This window comes from Ramlibacter tataouinensis TTB310 (assembly GCF_000215705.1).
Classification (GTDB): Bacteria; Pseudomonadota; Gammaproteobacteria; order Burkholderiales; family Burkholderiaceae_C; genus Ramlibacter; species Ramlibacter tataouinensis.
Genome location: NC_015677.1, coordinates 3078091 through 3096706, shown reverse-complemented (window position 1 = coordinate 3096706; position 18616 = coordinate 3078091). Strand labels below are relative to the sequence as shown.

The following is an 18616-nucleotide window of genomic DNA, read 5'->3' as shown; positions in this document are numbered from 1 at the left end:
ATGAAAGCATCCCAGTTCCTGATCTCCACCCTCAAGGAAGCACCGGCCGATGCCGAGGTGGCAAGCCACCGGCTGATGATGCGCGCCGGCATGATCAAGAAGCTCGGCGCGGGCATCTACACCTACATGCCCATGGGCCTGCGCGTGATCCGCAAGGTGGAGGCCATCGTGCGCGAGGAGATGGACCGGGCCGGGGCGGTCGAGTGCACCATGCCGGTGATCCAGCCCGCGGAGCTGTGGCAGGAGACCGGCCGCTTCGACAAGATGGGCCCCGAGCTGCTGCGCATCAAGGACCGCCACGATCGCGACTTCGTGGTCCAGCCCACCAGCGAGGAAGTCGTCACCGACATCGCGCGCCAGGAGCTTCGCAGCTACAAGCAGCTGCCCAAGAACCTGTACCAGATCCAGACCAAGTTCCGCGACGAGCGGCGCCCGCGGTTCGGGCTGATGCGCGGCCGCGAGTTCATCATGAAGGACGCCTACAGCTTCGACCGCGACGTGGCTGCCGCGAAGAAAAGCTACGAGGCCATGGCCCAGGCCTATAGGCGCATCTTCGACCGCTTCGGGCTGCGTTACCGCGCGGTGGCGGCTGATAGCGGCGCCATCGGCGGCGACCTGTCCGAGGAGTTCCAGGTGATCGCCGCCACCGGCGAGGACGCCATCGTCTACTGCCCGGACAGCGACTACGCGGCCAACATGGAGAAGGCCGAGGCGCTGGCGCCTTCGCATGCGCGCCCGGCCGCGGCGCGGCCCCTGCAGCGCGTGCCCACGCCCGGCAAGAGCACCTGCGCCGACGTCGCGCAGCTGCTGGGCGTGCCGCTGCAGTCCACCGTCAAGTCGCTGGTGCTGGCCACCGACCGCGCCAACGAGGCGGGCGAGGCGGCGGGCGCGCAGCTGTGGCTGCTGCTGCTGCGCGGCGATCACGACATGAACGAGGTCAAGGTCGGCAAGGTGCCGGGGCTGGACGCCGGTTTCCGCTTCGCCACCGTGCCCGAGATCGTGGCCCACTTCGGCAGCAAGCCGGGCTATCTGGGACCCATCGGCCTGGAGCAGCCGCTCAAGGTGGTGGCCGACCGCGAGGTCGCCCTGATGGCCGACTGGATCTGCGGCGCCAACGAGGAGGACTTCCACCTCACCGGCGTGAACTGGGGCCGCGACCTGCCCGAGCCGGATGCGGTGGCCGACATCCGCAACGTGGTCGAGGGCGATCCCTCGCCTGACGGCAGGGGCCGTCTGGCGATCGAGCGCGGCATCGAGGTCGGCCACGTGTTCTACCTGGGCACCAAGTACAGCCGTGCGATGAACGCTACCTTCCTGGACGAGTCGGGCAAGCCGCAGCTGATGGAGATGGGCTGCTACGGCATCGGCATCACGCGCCTGCCCGCCGCCGCCATCGAGCAGAACCACGACGAGCGCGGCATCGTCTGGCCGGACGCCATCGCGCCTTTCACCATCGTGGTCTGCCCCATCGGCATGGACCGCAGCAGCGAGGTCAGGGCCGCGGCCGAGAAGCTGCACGAGGAGCTGGCCGCGCTGGGGGTGGACGTGATGCTGGACGACCGCGGCGAGCGTCCCGGCGCCATGTTCGCCGACTGGGAGCTGGTGGGCGTGCCGCATCGCATCGTGGTGTCGGACCGCGGCCTCAAGGAAGGCCATCTCGAGTACCAGCACCGGCGCGACAGCGCCGCCACCAAGGTGCCCGTGGCCGGCGTCGTGGATTTCCTGCGCAGCCGCCTGAAGCCGTGATCTCGCGGCGCCGGTGCCTGCAGTCGGCACCCGCCGGGCTGGGCCTGCTCGCCTTCGGGCGGCGCGCCGAGGCGGGCCGGCAGCTGGAGGAGCCGCTGGCCGATGCCGTGCGCACGGCGCTCAGTTCGGCGGTCGCGTACTCGGCGCCGCCCGTCCCCCAGTTCCGCGACACCGAGGCCCAGCTGGCCTACCTGCGCTGGCTGGGTGCGATGAGCCAGCGCCTGCAGCGCCGCAAGGCGGACTGGCAGGAGCGCAAGGAATTCCTGCAGAGCGTCTGGTACGAAAGCCGGCGCGCCGGCCTGGACACCCCCCTGGTGCTGGGGCTGATCCAGGTGGAAAGCGGTTTCCGCAAGTTCGCCGTGAGCCCGGTGGGCGCCCGCGGCTACATGCAGGTGATGCCGTTCTGGACCCGCGTCATCGGCGACGGCGACCCCAGCAAGCTGTTCCACATGCAGACCAACCTGCGCTTCGGCTGCGTGATCCTGCGGCACTACCTCGACCGCGAGCGCGGCGACCTGTTCATGGCCCTGGGCCGCTACAACGGCAGCCGGGGCAAGCCGCAGTACCCGAACGCCGTGCTGGCCGCGCGCAAGGCCTGGGCCTTCAACGACACGCCGCCGGCCGCCCGGCCGGCCAGACCGGGCTAGCCCCTCACTGCAGGAAGCCGAGCCTGGTCTTGCCGGCGCCGGCCTTGGGCAGGTCGGCTTCGCGGATCTCGCCGCGGGCATCGAGCCGGGCATTGCCGAAGCCGGTCATCAGCGCCCGGCGCATCTCGCGCGGTGCCAGGGCGGCCAGCAGGTCGAGCAGCTCGTCGGAAGGCTCTTCCTCGAACCGGGCGCCCCAGCCGTGCTCGGCGCGGATCGAGCGGTACAGGTTGCGCGCGATCTGGCGCGCCGCCTCGAAGCCGGGCGGCTCGATCTCGAACACGTTCATCCGGTTGAGGATGGGTTCGGGGATGCAACGCTCGTCGTTGGCCGTCATGATCCAGATCACCTGGCTGGCATCGATGGCGATCTCGGCAAACTCGTCGGTGAAGGCGGCGGCCGTGTCGTGCTCCAGCAGGCCGTAGAGCGCACCCAGGGGGTCGTACTGCGCATCCGCTGCGGCCTTGTCGATCTCGTCCACCACGATCACCGGGTTGGCGTACTGGCCGTCGACGATGGCCTCGAACACCTTGCCGGGCTTGGCGCCCTTCCATTGCGAGGACGCGCCGGAGAGCAGCCAGCCGGCCGTCATGGAGCTCATGGGCACCAGGCTCATGCCGGTGCCCAGCAGGTCGGCCAGCTTGCGCGCGAAGTGGGTCTTGCCGATGCCCGGCGGGCCCAGCAGCAGCATGGGCGTGACTTCCAGGCCGTCGCGGCAGTCCTGCGACAGGGCCACGTGGCGCTTGACGTCGTCCAGGGCGTCGGTGAAGTTGGGCAGCTGCTCGTACAGCTGCGTCATGTCGGGCACGCCGCTGGGCTTGACCTGGAAACGCTCGGGCCCGCGCTCGAGCATGCGCTCGTAGGTGGTGCGCAGGTTTTCGTGGTCGCGCGCCGGCAGCTTGGCCAGCTTGCGCTCCACGTCGTGCGGACGGAAGACGTTGCGCAGGTTGGCGATGGGCAGCTTGAACGCCGCCGGGTCGTGCGGCACGAGTTGGCGCGATTCCATTCACACTCCTTTTCAACGGGCGGTGCATGCGGCGCATGCCGGATTGATTCCAGCATAAGCCGTGCCACTCATCAATCGAAGGGAGCGCGAAGCGCAACCGCGTGTCGGCCTTTTGCCGACAGTGTTGGCAGCCGCAGGGAGCGACTGCTGATCCCGGCCGGCGTCAGCCTTGCGCGCTGGCCGACGAACCCAGCACCTGCTGCAGCTCGCCGCTCTGGTACATCTCCATCATGATGTCCGACCCGCCGACGAATTCGCCCTTGACGTACAGCTGCGGGATGGTGGGCCAGTTGCTGTATTCCTTGATGCCCTGGCGGATGGCGTCGTCCTCCAGCACGTTGACCGTGGTCACCGACTTGGGGTCGACGCCGCAGGCCTTGAGGATCTGGATGGCGCGGCCGGAAAAGCCGCACATGGGAAAGGCGGCGCTGCCTTTCATGAACAGCAGGACCTCGCTGCCCTTCACGAGCTGGTCTATGCGTTGCTGGGTGTCGCTCACTGGAATCTCCTCGCCGGGCCGGGCCCGTCATGACGTTGGTGCGGATTATCCCAATTCAACCCGTTGTCCGCCGGAGCAGCGCTCGATGCCGGCCAGGTCGCGCCGGCTGCGCACCGCTGCCAGGCCGGCCGAGCGCAGCAGGGCGCGCACCGCCTCGGCCTGGTCCCAGCCATGCTCCAGCAGCAGCCAGCCCCCCGGCGCCAGCCGCGCCGGGGCTTGCGCCACGATGGTGCGGATGTCGTCCAGCCCGTCGGGGCCGGAGGCCAGCGCCGACAGGGGCTCGTGCCGCAAGGCGGCTAGGTGCGGGTCGGACGCCGCCACGTAGGGCGGGTTGCTGACGATCAGGTCGAACGGGCCGTCCAGGCCTTCCAGCCAGGAGCCTTGGCGCCAGGCCACCTCCAGCCCGTGCGCGGCCGCGTTGCCGGCGGCGACCGCCAGCGCCGGCGCGCTGCGGTCCACCGCCAGCACCCGGGCACCCGGGACCCGCCGCTTGAGGGCCAGCGCGATGGCGCCGCTGCCGGTACCCAGGTCAGCCACCGCCGGCCGCTCGCGGCCCGCCAGCAGCGCCACGGCCCACTCGACCAGGGTCTCGGTGTCCGGCCGCGGCACCAGCACGCGCGGGTCCACCGCCAGCTGCAGGCCGAAGAACTCCTTGTGGCCCACCAGGTAGGCCAGCGGCTCGCCCTGGTGGCGGCGGCTGCACAGCGCCTCGAAGGCCGCGGCTGCCGCCGCGGGCAACTCGTCCGTGTCATGCGCCAGCAGCCAGGCGCGCTCCTGCTGCCGCCGGCCCAGGGCATGCAGCAGCAGCAGCTGGGCGTCCAGCCGCGCCAGGCCCAGGGTCTGGGCCGAGGCCAGGGCCTGGGCGAGAGTCATGGACGGCGGGGGGAGGGGGCCAAACCCGCTTCCAGTTCTTCCAGCTGCTCGGCCTTGCGCGCCAGCAGCAGCCCCTCCACCAGCTCGTCCAGCTCGCCTTCCATGACGGCGCCCAGCTTGTACAGCGTGAGGTTGATGCGGTGGTCGGTGACGCGGCCCTGCGGGAAGTTGTAGGTACGGATGCGGTCGCTGCGGTCGCCGCTGCCGATCAGTCCCTTGCGGGTGGCCGCCTCCTTGGCCGCCCTTTCGGCGCGTTCCTGCTCCCTGATGCGCGCGGCCAGCACCTGCAGGGCCCTGGCCTTGTTGCGGTGCTGGGAGCGGTCGTCCTGGCATTCGGCGACGATGCCGGTGGGCAGGTGGGTGATGCGCACCGCCGAGTCCGTCTTGTTGATGTGCTGACCGCCCGCGCCCGAGGCGCGGAAGGTGTCGATGCGCAGGTCGGACGGGTTGATCTGCACCGCCTGGGCCTCGTCGGGCTCGGGCAGGGCGGCCACGGTGCAGGCGCTGGTATGGATGCGGCCCTGGGTTTCCGTGGCCGGCACGCGCTGCACCCGGTGGCCGCCGGATTCGAACTTGAGCCTGCCGTAGGCTCCATCGCCCACCAGCCGCACCACCACCTCCTTGTAGCCGCCGACCTCGCCTTCGCTCTCGCTGACCAGCTCGCAGCGCCAGCCCTGGCGCTCGGCGTAGCGGGTGTACATGCGCAGCAGGTCGCCGGCGAACAGGGCCGATTCGTCGCCGCCGGTGCCGGCGCGGACCTCCAGGAAGACGTTGCGCACGTCGTCCGGGTCCTTGGGCAGCAGCAGCTTCTGCAGCTCGTCCTCCAGTGCCGGCAGCTCGGCCTCGGCGGCGGCGATCTCCTCGCGGGCCATTTCGGCCATGTCGGCGTCGGCCAGCATCTCCTGCGCCTGGGCCAGGTCGGCCTCGCGGCGGCGCAAGCGCTCGTACAGGCCGGCGACCTCGCTGACCTCGGCGTGCTCGCGCGACAGGGCGCGAAAACGCTCCATGTCCTGGGCCACCTCGGGCTGCTGCAGGAAGAAGTCGAGTTCCTGCAGGCGGACCGGGTAGCGCTCGAGTTGCTGGCGGAGAAAGGGTTTCACAAGAGAAAGCGGGGTCAGGAACGCAGAAGGCGCAAAGGGCGCAAAAAGCCGACACGCCGAGGATGCGGCGCCATGCGGGCAACGCAGCTAACGCTCTTTGCGCAGGAAGAAGTGCTGGATGGCGTTGGAGGCCTGCTCGCGCGAGGCGGCGTCGCCGGCGTTGAGCTCGGCCATCGCGCCGTGCAGCATCTTCTGGGTCAGGCCTCTGGACAAGGCGTCCAGCACCGCGTCGACCTCCTCGCCGCGGGCCAGCGCCTTGCGGGCACGGGCCAGTTCCAGCGCGCGCCACTGGTCCGCCTGCGCGTTGAGCTGCTGGATCAGGGGCACGGCCCGGCGCTGCTCCATCCAGTGCAGGAAGCTCTGTACGCCGGCGTCGATGATGGCCTCGGCCTGGGCCACGGCCGCCTGGCGCTGGGCCTGGCCGGTCTGGACTACGTGGGCCAGGTCGTCCACCGTGTAGAGGTACACGTCCTCCAGCTGCTTGACCTCGGGCTCGATGTCGCGCGGCACCGCCAGGTCCACCATGAACATGGGGCGGTGCTTGCGCGCCTTGATGGCCCGCTCGACCGCGCCCAGGCCGATGATGGGCAGCTGGCTGGCGGTGGAGCTGACCACCGCGTCGAACTCGTGCAGCCGCTCCGGCAGGTCGGCCAGGCGCATCACCTCGCCGCCGAAGCGGGTGGCCAGCTTCTCGCCGCGCTCCAGGGTTCGGTTGGCGATGGCGATGGAGCGGGGGTTCCTGGCGGCGAAGTGCGTGGCGGCCAGCTCGATCATCTCCCCGGCGCCGACGAACAGCACCCGGATGCCGCCCAGGTCCTCGAACAGCTGGCCGGCCAGCCGCACCGCGGCGGCGGCCATGCTGATGGAATGGGCGCCGACCTCGGTCGAGGTGCGCACCTCCTTGGCCACCGCGAACGAGCGCTGGAACAGCTGGTTGAGCGTGGTGCCCAGCGCGCCGGCATGGTCGGCCACCCGCACCGCGTCCTTGAGCTGGCCCAGGATCTGCGCCTCTCCCAGCACCATGGAGTCCAGTCCGGCGGCCACCCGGAACGCATGGCGCGCGGCCGAACCATCCTGCAGCGTGTAGGCATGCGAGCGCAGCAGGGCCGGCGAGACGCCGCCCGAGTGGGCCAGCCACTCCAGCGTGGGCTCCAGCGCCGGCTGCTCGCCGGCGCAATAGATCTCGGTGCGGTTGCAGGTGGACAGGATGGCGGCCTCGGGCTGGCGCGCCAGGCGGCCGTCGAAGCTCTGACGCAGCGCCTTGAGCGTGGGCTCGATCTGGTCGATGGCGAACGCGAAACGGCCCCGCAGGTCCAGCGGAGCCGTCGTGTGGTTCAGCCCCAAGGCCCAGACGGCCATCAGTGCCCGCCCGGCCGCCCGTGGGGCACCAACCGCCCCTTCGAGGGGCAGGCGACAGGATGGCCGTGGGCGCTCATGGTCGCGAATTATAAAATTCGCAGCCGTGGCAAGCACCTGCGCTGCCGCGATTCCCGCATGGGCCCTTTCGACTTCCTGCTCCACCTCGCCAATTTCGCGGCGCCCGCCCTGGGGCTGGCGCTGCTGCTGGTCGCCGCGGCCCGCCTGCTGGGCCTGAACCGGCCGGCGGCACCGCCGGCCTGGGCCCAGGTGGCGGTGGTGTTCGCGGCGGGCCTGGCGGTGCTGGGTGTCGGCCTGTGGTGGTTCGGCCGTGACGGCAAGATGGTCACCTACGGCGCGCTGGTGGGGGTGGCCGCCACGGTGCAGTGGCTGCTTACCGGCGCCTGGCGCCGATAATCGGCTCATGCTTTTCCTGTTGTCTCCTGCCAAGTCGCTGGATTACGACACCCCGGCCGGCGACCTGCCGGCCACCCAGCCGCAGTTCAGCAAGCGTTCGGCCGAGCTGATCGAGGTGCTGCGCGCCAAGTCGCCGCAGCAGGTGGCGCAGCTGATGGCGCTGAGCGACGGCCTGGCCACGCTCAACGTGGCGCGCTACCAGGCCTGGTCGCCCCGCTTCACCGTCAAGAATTCCAAACAGGCGGTGCTGGCCTTCGACGGCGACGTGTACGACGGGCTGGCCGCCAGGACGCTGAAGCCGGCCGACCTGGACTGGGCGCAGCAGCACCTGGCCATCCTCAGCGGCCTGTATGGCGTGCTGCGGCCACTGGACCGGATGCAGCCCTACCGGCTGGAGATGGGCACGCCCCTGGCGGTCAATGGCGCGGTCAACCTGTACCAGTTCTGGGGGCCCGAGATCGCCCGGCACCTGAACCGGCGCCTGGCCGCCGACCGGACGCCCGTGGTGGTGAACCTGGCCTCGCAGGAGTATTCCAAGGCGGTGGACCGCCAGGTCCTCAAGGCGCGCGTCATCGATTGCGTGTTCGAGGACTGGAAGGGCGGCGGCTACAAGATCATCAGCTTCTTCGCCAAGAAGGCGCGCGGGCTGATGGCGCGCTACGCCATCACGCACCGCGTGACCACGCCCAGGAAGCTGGAAGGCTTCAACCTGGAAGGCTATGCCTTCCACGCGGCCGCGTCCCAGCCGGACCGCCTCGTCTTTCGCCGGAGGATCGAATCGTGAGCACACAGACACAGCAGCAGGTCACGCCCGAGTTGCGCCGCTGGATCGTCGAGCAGGCCCAGGCCGGCCACAGCGCCGAGTCGGTGCTCGACTCCATGATCAAGTCGGGCTGGAACGAGGAGGTGGCGATCGAGGCCATGGAAAGCTCGCTGCGCAGCCACCTGGAGTCGCATGCCGTGCAGAAGGGGCTGCCGCCGGCGGTGCCGGTGCCCGATCCCCGGCTGGACGAATCGCCGCTGTACCTGGACGGGGGCGACCGCCGCGTCCACGTGCTGCAGGCCATGTACAACCCGCGCGTGGTGGTGTTCGGCAGCCTGCTGTCCGACCAGGAGTGCGAGCAGCTGATCGGGCTGGCCAAGCCGCGGCTGGCGCGCTCGCTGACGGTGGCGACCAAGACCGGCGGCGAGGAGGTCAACGAGGACCGCACCAGCAGCGGCATGTTCTTCCAGCGCGGCGAGAACGAGCTGGTGGCCCGCATCGAGGCGCGCATCGCCCGCCTGGTGAACTGGCCGGTGGAGAACGGCGAGGGCCTGCAGGTGCTGCACTACCGGCCCGGCGCCGAGTACAAGCCGCACTACGACTACTTCGACCCGGCCGAGCCCGGCACGCCCACCATCCTCAAGCGCGGCGGCCAGCGGGTGGGCACCCTGGTGATGTACCTGGGCGAGCCGGAGAAGGGCGGTGGCACCACCTTCCCCGACGTGCACCTGGAGGTCGCGCCCAAGCGCGGCCACGGCGTGTTCTTCAGCTACGAGCGGCCGCATCCGTCCACCCGCACGCTGCATGGCGGCGCGCCGGTGCTGGCCGGGGAGAAATGGATCGCCACCAAGTGGCTGCGGGAACGCCGATTCGAATAACCTCGCGGGCATGACCCGCACACCGGAACAATCGCTGCTGGGCAAGGCAGCCGACTACCGCGACCGCTACGACGCGTCGCTGCTGTTTCCCATCGCGCGCGCGCCCAAGCGCGAGGAACTGGGGCTGGCCCCCGACACCATCCCTTTCTTCGGCGCCGACCTGTGGACGGCGTTCGAGCTGTCCTGGCTCACGCCGCGCGGCAAGCCGCAGGTGGCCATCGCCCATGTCACCGTGCCCTGCGAAACGCCCAACATCGTGGAGAGCAAGTCCTTCAAGCTCTACCTGGGCAGCTTCAGCAACACGCCGTTCGCCTCCGCCGACGAGGTGCGCGAGCGCATCCGCGCCGATGTGAGCGAAGCGGTGTGGCGCGGCGCGCCGGCGGCGTCCTCGGTCGGCGTGCGGCTGCTGACGCCGGAGCTGTTCGACCGCGAGCCCATCCATGAGCTGGATGGCCTGAACCTGGACCGCCTGGACATCGAGTGCAGCCAGTACACGCCGGCGCCCGAACTGCTGACGGCCGCATTCGACGAGCAGCCGGTGCAGGAGGTACTGGTCAGCCAGCTGCTCAAGAGCAACTGCCTGGTGACCGGCCAGCCGGACTGGGGCAGCGTGCAGATCCGCTACAGCGGGCCGCAGATCGACCAGGCCGGCCTGCTGCGCTACCTGGTGAGCTTTCGCAACCACAACGAATTCCACGAGCAGTGCGTGGAGCGCATCTTCATGGACATCCGCCGGCGCTGCCGGCCGGTGAAGCTGTCGGTCTATGCCCGCTACACCAGGCGCGGCGGCCTGGACATCAATCCTTTCCGCACCAGCCATCCGGGCGCCTTGCCGCCCAACGTGCGTACTGCGCGGCAGTAATCCGACAGGCGGCGTTTCCGGTGTCCGACAGGCAAGACCGCCTGTGGCTTAGCTCGGCAGCACGGGACGCGGCTAGCATGGGCCGTCCATGTACGCCACTTTCACCAGCGGCGCAGTGCAAGGGCCGGCCGAGCCGGTCACGCTCGACAACTGCGCCAGCGAACCCATCCATATCCCCGGGCACATCCAGCCGCACGGAGCGTTGCTGGCTTTCGACCTGCAAGGCCGGCTGGCCTGGGCCAGCAGCAACGCGTCGGCCTTGCTGGGCGTCGGCCTGCCGGCGGTCGGCCAGCCTATAGCACCGGCGCACTTCGGCCGGGTAGCCGCCGTGCGGGAGGCGTTCGCGGCGGAGGCCGCGGCCGACGAGCAGTGGCCGCCGTTGCCGCTGCAGCGGGAGGTGCTGCTGGGCGACCGCCGTTTCGACATGGTCGTGCACCGGGTCGGCCGCCTGGTGGTGGGCGAGTTCGAGCCGCGCGCCGACAACGAGCAGGAGCGCGCGGACTTCGCGGCGCAGGCGCATCACGGCATCGAGAAGCTGCGGCGCCAGCGCTCGATCGATGCCCTGCTGGAGACCGCCGTGCAGGAGGTGCGCGCGCTGACCGGCTTCGACCGGGTCATGGCCTACCGCTTCCGCCCCGACGACAGCGGCGACGTGGTGGCCGAGGCGCGCGCGCCGGCGCTGCCGCCCCTGGTGGGCCACCGCTACCCCGCCGGCGACATCCCGGCGCAGGCGCGCCGGCTCTACCTGCTCAACACGCTGCGCGTGATCGCGGACGTCCACGCGACGGCGGTGCCCGTGCTGGGCACGCCGCCCCAGCCCCTGGACATGAGCCACTGCCACCTGCGCAGCGTCTCGCCGGTCCACATCGAGTACCTGCGCAACATGGGTGTGGGAGCGTCCATGAGCGTGTCCATCGTGGTCGGCGGGCGGCTCTGGGGCATGCTGGCCTGCCATCACATGGCGCCCAGGCGCGTGCGCTACGGGGTGCGCATGGCCTGCGAGGTGCTGGCGCAGATCGTCGCCGCCAACGTGCAGAGCCTGCTGCATGGCGAGCTGGCCGCGCGCGCGGCCAGCGCCGCCAGCCTGCGGGCGCGCATGGTCGAGCGCATGCTGCATGCCGAGGATTCGCTGGCGGCGCTGCTGCCGCTGGTGCCCGCGCTGGCGCACGAGTTCTCGGCGCAGGCCGTGGTGCTGCTCGAGGGCGAGGAGCTGTCCGTGCACGGCGCGGCGCCTGCGCAGGCCGTGCGGGCGCTGCTGGGCCATCTGGACGCCACGCTGCCGTCCGAGGCCGGCGAGCTGATCGCGCGGGACTCGCTGCAGGGCGTGCCGCCGGCGCTGGCGCAGCCGCTGGGCGCCTGGTGCGGCCTGCTCGCCCTGCGCTTCGACCGGGATGCGCCCGCCTGGCTGGCGCTGCTGCGGCGCGAGCAGGTGGAGACGGTGGCATGGGCGGGCCCCCCGGAGAAGATCTACACCAGCGGCCCGCTCGGACCCCGGTTGACGCCGCGCGGCTCGTTCGAGACCTGGCGCGAGGAAGTGCGGGGCAAGGCGGTGCCGTGGTCCGCGGCGGACCTGGAAATGGCCCGGGAGCTGCAGGGCGAGCTGGCCCGGGCCGTCGGCGCGCGCCATGCCGAACTCAGCCGTGCGCGCGACCAGATGCTGGCCGTGCTGGGCCACGACCTGCGCACCCCGCTGCAGACGATCAGCATGGCGGCGCACGGGCTGGCGCGGGGCGCGGATGCGTCGGCGCTGGGGCACCGCATCCAGCGTTCCAGCACGCGCATGCAGCGGCTGATCGCGCAGGTGCTGGACACCTCGCGCCTGCAGGCCGGCCTGGGCCTGGGCTTCTCGTTCGCCCCGGTGGACGTGCCGCAGCTGGCCCATGACATCGCCGACGACGAGCTGCTGGCCCATCCGGGGCTGGCCATCGAGCGCGACATCGCGCCCGCCTTCACCGCCCCGGCGGATGCCGACCGGCTGGCGCAGCTGCTGGGCAACTTGCTGAGCAATGCCCGGCACCATGGCGAGCCTGACCGGCCCATCGTCCTGGTGGTGCGGCGGGAAGGCGGCGAGGTGGTGCTGCAGGTGCGCAACCAGGCGCCCCCCATCCCGCCGGCGCTGACGGGCAGGCTGTTCGCCCCGTTCAAGCGGCAGTCCCTGGGCAACGACCGCAACCGGACCGGCCTGGGGCTGGGCCTGTACATCGCGCGCGAGATCGCGCGCGGCCATGGCGGCACGCTGGTGTACGAGTACCACGCGCCCTGGGTGGTGTTCACCGCACGCTGGCCGACGCGGCGGTAGGGCCTGTCCACGGATGTTTTGCGGGCGCGAGCGGGCCCACAAGCGCGCCATGCAGCGTTGCCCTCCTAGGCCGGGCGGCCAGCCCGGCTGCGCCCACGCGCCTTGCGCGCGGCCTTTGTGGGTCCAACGCGTCCCGCAAAACATCCGTGGGCAGGCCCTAGGCCTCAGGTCCGGCGCCGGCGCGGCACCACCTGCAGCTGGAAGTTGAGCCGCGCCGGCGCGGCCTCGGCGGGGCTGGCGGTCTGGACCGGCAGGTCGATCAGCTGTTCGGCGTGCCAGACCCGAACCCGTACGGCGCCCGCGGGCACGTCGTCGAACACCGCCTGGCCGTCCGGCGAGGTCTTGGCGGCCCAGGGCGAGTCCGCCACATAGATGTGGCCGCGCATGGAGCCGTGCAGGTGACAGCCCAGCAGCATGGCGCCGGCCCTGTCCAGCGTGACCTCCGCCGTCTTGGCCTCCTTGCCGGCGGACTTGCCGTCCAGGCGCAGCTCGAAGCCCTTGTGCGCCGGGGCGGCGTTCAGTTCGGCGATGCCGGCGGCCGTGCCGCGCACATGGTGTTCCCAGCTGTCCTCGTTGACGAACATCACCCGTCCGCCCGCGGGCAGCAGCGTGACGGCCGGCAGGAACTGCATCTTCTGCTGCACTACCAGGGCATGGCCGGGCAGTGGCGTGCGCGGCTGGCCGCCGGCGGAGGGCGACAGCACCACCACGGCCTCGGGCACCGGCTTGCCCTCGCGGTCCACCACCGCCACCGTGATGGTGGCGGCGTGGGCAGCGGTGCCCAGGGCCAGTGCGGCCGCCAAGGTCAGCGCCGCCCGACGGTCGTGCCAGTTGCCGACCATGGCGTCACCGCACGGTGATGGTGTCACGGTGCATGGGCGCCAGCTTGGCCAGCAGCTGGTTCTGCACGCGGAACGGGATGCCCTGGGCGTCCATTGACTGCTGCAGCACCTCAACCAGGGCATTGAAGTCCGATTTGCGGATGTCCAGGTTGGCGTGCGCCGTCTTCATGTCAGCGCCGCGATACACGCAGGGGCCGCCGCTCAGCTGACACACCTGGTCGACCAACTGTTCCTTCAGGCGCTGCTTGTTGGCGTCCTTGAAGTGGGGGGCCGTGCGGCCGTCCGCCTCGAGCCGCTGGACGAAGTCGTCCATCAGCCTGACCAGGCCGGCCTTCTCGCCGAACGCGGCGTACAGGGAATCGGCAGACGCCGTTTGCGACCAGGCGCCGGTAGCGGACAGAAGGGCGATGGCCAGAATCAGCTTTTTCATGGATTTGCTCCAGGTTCAGAACGCCGCTTGGGCGGAGAGGTAAGCACCGCTCTGGTCGCGGCCGGACGTGATGCCCGGCACCACGCGGCCCAGCTGGACATAGGCCAGCGTCAGGGACAGGTGCTTGCTCGGCGCCCAGGCGACGAAGATGTCCTTCCAGCTGTCCTCGCGCAGCGCGCCGCCCAGGCCGGCGGCGCGGCCCAAGGCCTCGAGGTTGTTGGGCTTGTGGCGGTACTCGGCGCCGATCGCCAGGTTGCGGCGCAGCAGCAGCGCGGCCGAGAGTTCCGGCTGCCAGCGGCGGCTGTCGCGGCCGGGCGAGGCAGTGCCAAAGCCCAGCAGGCCGTTCTGGTTGGCGTTGGTGTTGCGCAAGGTGGCGTTGAGCAGCAGGCCCTGTCCCAGGAACAGCTTGGTGGCGCTGACGTAGAAGTCGGTGCCGCTGCGGCGCGTGCCCAGGAAGTCCAGCACGGAACCCAGCGAACCGGGTTGCACGCGCTTGTGCAGCAGACCCACGGACACCTGGGGCAGCAGCGAATCGCTCTCCAGGATGGCGTCGCCCGCCAGGCGGACCTTGACGCCCGCGATGTCCATCCTGAGGTGCTCGCCCGGTGCGACGCCGAACGGCGCGATGCCGTTGAGGGCCAGCGTCGGCGAGGCGTCGAAGTCCTGGCGGGCCAGCGACAGCTCCACCCGGTCGTACAGGCCGACGGTGGCGCCGTAGGTGGTCAGGCCGTAGTCCTGGGTGCTCAGGCGGGAGATGTGCGCCGAGGCGCCGATCTCGCCCTCCGTGGCGTTGCTGCCGATGACCGCCCAGGGGGTCAGGCCACCGCCGGCCGCGCCGTCGATGCTGCTGACGCCGCCGGTCAGCACCAGCTTGCCGGTGTCGGCCAGGGCGGCCGTGCCGCAGGCGGACCAGGCCAGCACCAGGGCGCTGGCGATCGATGTCGTCTTCATGGAGCTCCTTCCGGATTGAGTTACGAATACTTACGCACTCGTTGGCTCATCGGATTCAACGCCACGACAAGCAGGCAGCCGCTACCGCAGCAACCTGCGGGGCCTGGCGGTCTGTCAGCCCTGCAGCCAGTCGCAGCGCAGGCGCCGCCGCTGGTGGGCGCTGGCGCGCCAGGCCACGTACAGGTTGGGGCTGGCGGCGCCCAGGAGGCACAGGGGAAGGGCCCACAGCTGGTCCAGAGCCAGCGCAGGCAGCCAGCCGATCCAGCCCATCAGCCAGAGCGTCAGCACGCCGTCCCAGCAGTGGTACTCCAGCGGATGGTCGCGCCGGTGCGCCAGCTGCCACTGCTTGATGCGATGGAGTTCGGCGAGCGTCATGGCTTGAGGCAATGTAAGCACCGCGTCAGCCAGCGTCAAACCCAGCGGCGGGATCCGGAACTTCGGCCGTCCTGGAGAATTCGACTCCTGCCTGATCGAAAGGAATCTGCCATGGCAACAGCCACCCGCATCGGAACCAGCCCGCTGGACCGCCGTTCGTTCTCCCTCGGCCTGGCCGCATTGCTGGCGGTGCCGGCCACCGCGATGGCCCAGGCGCGGCCTGCCGTGTTCGCCGAGGTCTGGAAGGAGCCGGATTGCGGCTGCTGCAAGGAGTGGGTGAGCCACCTGGAGGCCAACGGCTTCAAGGTCAGGGTCAACGACACCGGCAACGACACCGTCCGCGGCAAGCTGGGCGTGGCCGACCGCTGGGGCTCGTGCCACACGGCCCTGATCGGCGGCTACGCCATCGAAGGGCACGTGCCGGCGCGTGAGATCCACCGGCTGCTCAAGGAGAAGCCCGGGGCCGTCGGGCTGTCGGTACCGGGCATGCCGGTGGGCTCGCCGGGCATGGATTCGCCGCTGTACGGCGGCCGCCGGGATGCCTACAACGTCATGCTGCTGGCCCGGGACGGCAGCGCGGCGGTCTACCAGCGCTACGAAGGCAGGCGCTCGTAGGCAAACGCGCAATCCCGCATGCCGCCCATGGATTCGCCGCCACGGCCCTTGACCTTGCCATGATGGGAGGGTTGAGACTGGCTCCATTGCCAACCTGTGATGGAGATGAGCCATGAGCACTGCCACCCTGACCGTCCCGAACCGGCCACCCCAGGACTGGACCCTGCCGGTGGAGGGGATGACCTGCGCCTCCTGCGTCGCGCGCGTGGAGAAGGCGTTGCGCGCCGTGCCGGGCGTGCAGGATGCCACCGTCAACCTCGCGACGCAAGCCGCCACGGTGACGACCGGACCCGGCGTGTCGCTGGACACGCTGCGTGCGGCGGTGCAGAAGGCCGGCTACGCCGTGCCCGAACGCAGCATCCCGCTGGACATCGAGGGCATGACCTGCGCCTCCTGCGTGGCACGCGTCGAAAAGGTGCTCAGGAAGGTGCCCGGCGTGCTGGCCGCCGGAGTCAACCTCGCCACCGAGAAGGCCGAGGTCAGGGTCGCCTCCGTCGAGACGACAGCGGCGACGCTGGTCGCCGCCGTCGAAAAAGCCGGCTACCGGGCCCGCCCGACCGTGGCCACCGGCTCCCAGGCCGGGGCAGCCGGGCGCAGCGAAGGTCGTCCATGGTGGCCCGTGGCAGTTGCCGCCACGTTGTCGTTCCCGCTGGTGCTGCCGATGCTTGGCCTGCTGTTCGGCCAGGAGTGGATGCTGCCCGGCTGGCTTCAGCTGGCGCTGGCCACGCCGGTGCAGTTCTGGCTGGGCGCGCGCTTCTACCGGGCCGGCTGGAAGGCGCTCAAGGCGCGCACGGGCAACATGGACCTGCTGGTCGCGCTGGGAACCACGGCCGGCTATGGGCTGAGCGTCTACCTGCTGCTGGCGCATGCCGGGCACGGCACGCCGCACCTGTACTTCGAGGCCTCGGCCGTGGTGATCACGCTGGTGCTGCTGGGCAAGTGGCTGGAGGACCGTGCCAAGCGGCAGACCACCGAGGCCATCCGCGCGCTCAACGCGCTGCGGCCGGAGACCGCCCGCATACGCCGCGGCGACGGTACGGAAGCCGAAGTGGCCGTCGCGAAGGTCGCGGTGGGGGACACCGTCGTGATCCGCCCCGGCGAGCGGGTGCCGGTGGACGGCCAGGTCGTCGAGGGCTCGAGCCAGGTCGACGAATCGCTGATCACCGGCGAGAGCCTGCCGGTGGCCAAGCACGAGGGCGACCCGGTCACGGGCGGTTCGGTCAACGCCGAAGGCCTGCTGCTGGTGCGCACCACCGCCGTGGGCGCCGAGTCCACGCTGGCGCGCATCGTGCGGATGGTGGAATCCGCGCAGGCCGGGAAGGCGCCCATCCAGCGCCTGGTGGACCGGGTCAGCGAGGTGTTCGTGCCGGTGGTGGTCGGCATCGCGGCCCTGACGCTGCTCGGCTGGGGCCTGCTCACCGGCCACTGGGAGGCGGCCATCCTGAACGCCGTGGCCGTGCTGGTGATCGCCTGCCCGTGCGCGCTGGGCCTGGCCACGCCCACCGCCATCATGGCCGGCACCGGCGTGGCCGCGCGGCACGGCATCCTGATCAAGGACGCGCAGGCGCTCGAAGTCGCACACCAGGTCCGGGTCGTGGCCTTCGACAAGACCGGCACGCTGACCGAGGGCCGGCCGCAGCTGGTGGAGGTGCGGGCGACCGATGGCGACCGCCGGGCTTTGCTGACCCTGGCCGCATCGATCCAGTCCGGCAGCGAGCACCCGCTGGCCCGGGCGGTGCTCGAGGCCGCGCGGCAGGAGCCGGGGCCGTCGCGACCAGCATCGAACGTGCGCGCCATCGCCGGACGCGGCATGGCGGCTACGGTGGACGGTCGGGAACTGCGGCTGGGCAGCAGCCGCTTCATGCGGGAACTGGGGGTGGACCTTGGCGACCTGGGGGGCCTGGCCGCCACGCTGCAGACCCAGGGGCGTACCGTGTCCTGGGTGGCTGATGTGACCGGGACTGCGAAGCTGGCGGGCCTGCTGGCCTTCGGCGACGCGCTGAAGGCGGCGGCGCCCGAAGCCATCCGCAAGCTGCGCAGCCAGGGCGTGCAGGCGGTGCTGGTCACGGGCGACAACCGCGGCAGCGCCGAAGTGGTGGCCCGCCAGCTGGGCATGTCCGAGGTGCGTGCCGAGGTGCTGCCCGAGGACAAGGCCCGCATCGTCGGCGAGCTCAAGGCCGGCGGCCGCACCGTGGCCATGGTGGGCGACGGCATCAACGACGCGCCGGCCCTGGCCGCCGCCGATGTGGGCATCGCCATGTCCACCGGGACCGACGTGGCCATGCATGCCGCCGGCATCACGCTGATGCGCGGCGACCCTTCCCTAGTGGCCGACGCCCTGGACATCTCGCGGCGCACCTACGCCAAGATCCGCCAGAACCTGTTCTGGGCCTTCGTCTACAACGTGGTGGGCATCCCGCTGGCCGCCTTCGGCCTGCTCAGCCCCGTGATCGCTGGCGCGGCGATGGCGTTCAGCAGCGTGAGCGTGGTGAGCAATGCGCTGATGCTGCGCCGCTGGCGGGGGGGCCGCTGATGGATGCCGCCCACTTCAACATCGGCCAGGCGGCCCGGCGCTCGGGCGTTTCGGCCAAGATGGTGCGCCACTACGAGTCGCTGGGCCTGCTGCCGGCGGTGCAGCGCACCGACGCGGGCTACCGCCAGTACACCGAGCGCGAGGTCCACACGCTGCGCTTCATCCGGCGCGCGCGCGACCTGGGTTTTTCCATGGCGGAGATCGCCGACCTGCTCAAGCTGTGGCAGAACCGCCGGCGCTCCAGCGCCGACGTGCGCCGCATCGCCAGCCGCCATGTGCAGGACCTGGACCGCCGCATCGCCGAGATGCAGGCGGTGCGCGCCACGCTGCAGCACCTGGTCCATTGCTGCCAGGGCGACCAGCGGCCGGACTGCCCCATCCTCGACGAGCTGGAGGGCGGCCACGCCCACCCCCCGCGCTGAGGTGC

The 18616-nt window shown here is 70.9% G+C and carries 19 protein-coding genes; 10 read left to right on the top strand and 9 right to left on the bottom strand.

The window, feature by feature from the left end; genetic code table 11:
• The gene (locus RTA_RS14875; protein ID WP_013902240.1) at nt 1-1746 is read left to right on the top strand and encodes a proline--tRNA ligase; all 1746 of its coding nucleotides are present in this window, start codon (nt 1-3) and stop codon (nt 1744-1746) included.
• A complete protein-coding gene (locus RTA_RS14870) occupies nt 1743-2393 on the top strand; it encodes a lytic transglycosylase domain-containing protein (RefSeq protein WP_013902239.1) in 651 nt (216 codons plus the stop codon). The genes RTA_RS14875 and RTA_RS14870 overlap by 4 nt, the downstream gene beginning before the upstream one ends.
• 4 nt (nt 2394-2397) lie before the next feature.
• Here RTA_RS14870 and RTA_RS14865 read toward each other — a convergent pair whose 3' ends face one another.
• The 5 genes from RTA_RS14865 to hemA all read right to left on the bottom strand — a co-directional run bounded on the left by RTA_RS14865 (nt 2398) and on the right by hemA (nt 7227).
• On the bottom strand, nt 2398-3396 hold the full coding sequence (locus RTA_RS14865) for an AAA family ATPase (protein WP_013902238.1): 999 nt from the start codon (nt 3394-3396) through the stop codon (nt 2398-2400).
• Nucleotides 3397-3559: 163 nt separating this feature from the next.
• Complete coding sequence (grxD, locus tag RTA_RS14860; RefSeq protein ID WP_013902237.1) at nt 3560-3895, bottom strand: Grx4 family monothiol glutaredoxin; 336 nt, start codon at nt 3893-3895, stop codon at nt 3560-3562.
• A 45-nt stretch (nt 3896-3940) separates the two neighbouring features.
• Nucleotides 3941-4768 (bottom strand): peptide chain release factor N(5)-glutamine methyltransferase, encoded by an 828-nt coding sequence (gene prmC, locus RTA_RS14855; RefSeq protein ID WP_013902236.1) that lies wholly within the window; start codon nt 4766-4768, stop codon nt 3941-3943.
• A complete protein-coding gene (gene prfA / locus RTA_RS14850; RefSeq protein WP_041675626.1) occupies nt 4765-5868 on the bottom strand; it encodes a peptide chain release factor 1 in 1104 nt (367 codons plus the stop codon). Before prfA ends, prmC begins: the two co-directional genes overlap by 4 nt.
• 87 nt (nt 5869-5955) lie before the next feature.
• Nucleotides 5956-7227 carry a glutamyl-tRNA reductase gene (gene hemA / locus RTA_RS14845; protein WP_013902234.1) on the bottom strand — a complete coding sequence of 424 codons (1272 nt, stop codon included), beginning with the start codon at nt 7225-7227 and terminating at the stop codon, nt 5956-5958.
• A gap of 135 nt (nt 7228-7362) precedes the next feature.
• On the opposite strand from hemA, the gene RTA_RS14840 reads away from it, so the two are divergent.
• From RTA_RS14840 to RTA_RS14820, 5 genes are all read left to right on the top strand, one after another.
• A complete protein-coding gene (locus RTA_RS14840) occupies nt 7363-7641 on the top strand; it encodes a hypothetical protein (RefSeq protein WP_041675625.1) in 279 nt (92 codons plus the stop codon).
• 7 nt (nt 7642-7648) lie between these two features.
• Complete coding sequence (gene yaaA / locus RTA_RS14835) at nt 7649-8425, top strand: peroxide stress protein YaaA (RefSeq protein ID WP_013902232.1); 777 nt, start codon at nt 7649-7651, stop codon at nt 8423-8425.
• Nucleotides 8422-9282, top strand: a complete 861-nt coding sequence (locus tag RTA_RS14830) for a 2-oxoglutarate-dependent dioxygenase (RefSeq protein WP_013902231.1) — start codon at nt 8422-8424, stop codon at nt 9280-9282. Before yaaA ends, RTA_RS14830 begins: the two co-directional genes overlap by 4 nt.
• Before the next feature lie 10 nt (nt 9283-9292).
• A complete protein-coding gene (gene queF / locus RTA_RS14825; RefSeq protein WP_013902230.1) occupies nt 9293-10144 on the top strand; it encodes an NADPH-dependent 7-cyano-7-deazaguanine reductase QueF in 852 nt (283 codons plus the stop codon).
• An 88-nt stretch (nt 10145-10232) separates the two neighbouring features.
• Nucleotides 10233-12443 (top strand): GAF domain-containing protein, encoded by a 2211-nt coding sequence (locus RTA_RS14820; protein WP_013902229.1) that lies wholly within the window; start codon nt 10233-10235, stop codon nt 12441-12443.
• 164 nt (nt 12444-12607) lie between these two features.
• Here the strand turns inward: RTA_RS14820 and RTA_RS14815 are convergent, their stop codons facing one another.
• The 4 genes from RTA_RS14815 to RTA_RS14800 form a co-directional block, all read right to left on the bottom strand.
• Nucleotides 12608-13285 carry a cupredoxin domain-containing protein gene (locus tag RTA_RS14815; RefSeq protein ID WP_226986081.1) on the bottom strand — a complete coding sequence of 226 codons (678 nt, stop codon included), beginning with the start codon at nt 13283-13285 and terminating at the stop codon, nt 12608-12610.
• A gap of 4 nt (nt 13286-13289) precedes the next feature.
• Nucleotides 13290-13715, bottom strand: a complete 426-nt coding sequence (locus RTA_RS14810; RefSeq protein ID WP_013902227.1) for a group I truncated hemoglobin — start codon at nt 13713-13715, stop codon at nt 13290-13292.
• Nucleotides 13716-13730: 15 nt separating this feature from the next.
• The gene (locus RTA_RS14805; RefSeq protein ID WP_013902226.1) at nt 13731-14666 is read right to left on the bottom strand and encodes a DUF3034 family protein; all 936 of its coding nucleotides are present in this window, start codon (nt 14664-14666) and stop codon (nt 13731-13733) included.
• 114 nt (nt 14667-14780) lie between these two features.
• Complete coding sequence (locus tag RTA_RS14800; protein ID WP_041675624.1) at nt 14781-15041, bottom strand: hypothetical protein; 261 nt, start codon at nt 15039-15041, stop codon at nt 14781-14783.
• A gap of 111 nt (nt 15042-15152) precedes the next feature.
• Here RTA_RS14800 and RTA_RS14795 point away from each other — a divergent pair, with 111 nt between their 5' ends.
• The 3 genes from RTA_RS14795 (at nt 15153) to cueR (ending at nt 18611) form a co-directional block, all read left to right on the top strand.
• Nucleotides 15153-15656 (top strand): DUF411 domain-containing protein, encoded by a 504-nt coding sequence (locus RTA_RS14795; protein ID WP_013902224.1) that lies wholly within the window; start codon nt 15153-15155, stop codon nt 15654-15656.
• Between the two features lie 112 nt (nt 15657-15768).
• On the top strand, nt 15769-18189 hold the full coding sequence (locus RTA_RS14790) for a heavy metal translocating P-type ATPase (protein ID WP_013902223.1): 2421 nt from the start codon (nt 15769-15771) through the stop codon (nt 18187-18189).
• Nucleotides 18189-18611 carry a Cu(I)-responsive transcriptional regulator gene (cueR, locus tag RTA_RS14785; RefSeq protein WP_013902222.1) on the top strand — a complete coding sequence of 141 codons (423 nt, stop codon included), beginning with the start codon at nt 18189-18191 and terminating at the stop codon, nt 18609-18611. Before RTA_RS14790 ends, cueR begins: the two co-directional genes overlap by 1 nt.
• Nucleotides 18612-18616 lie beyond the last annotated feature (5 nt).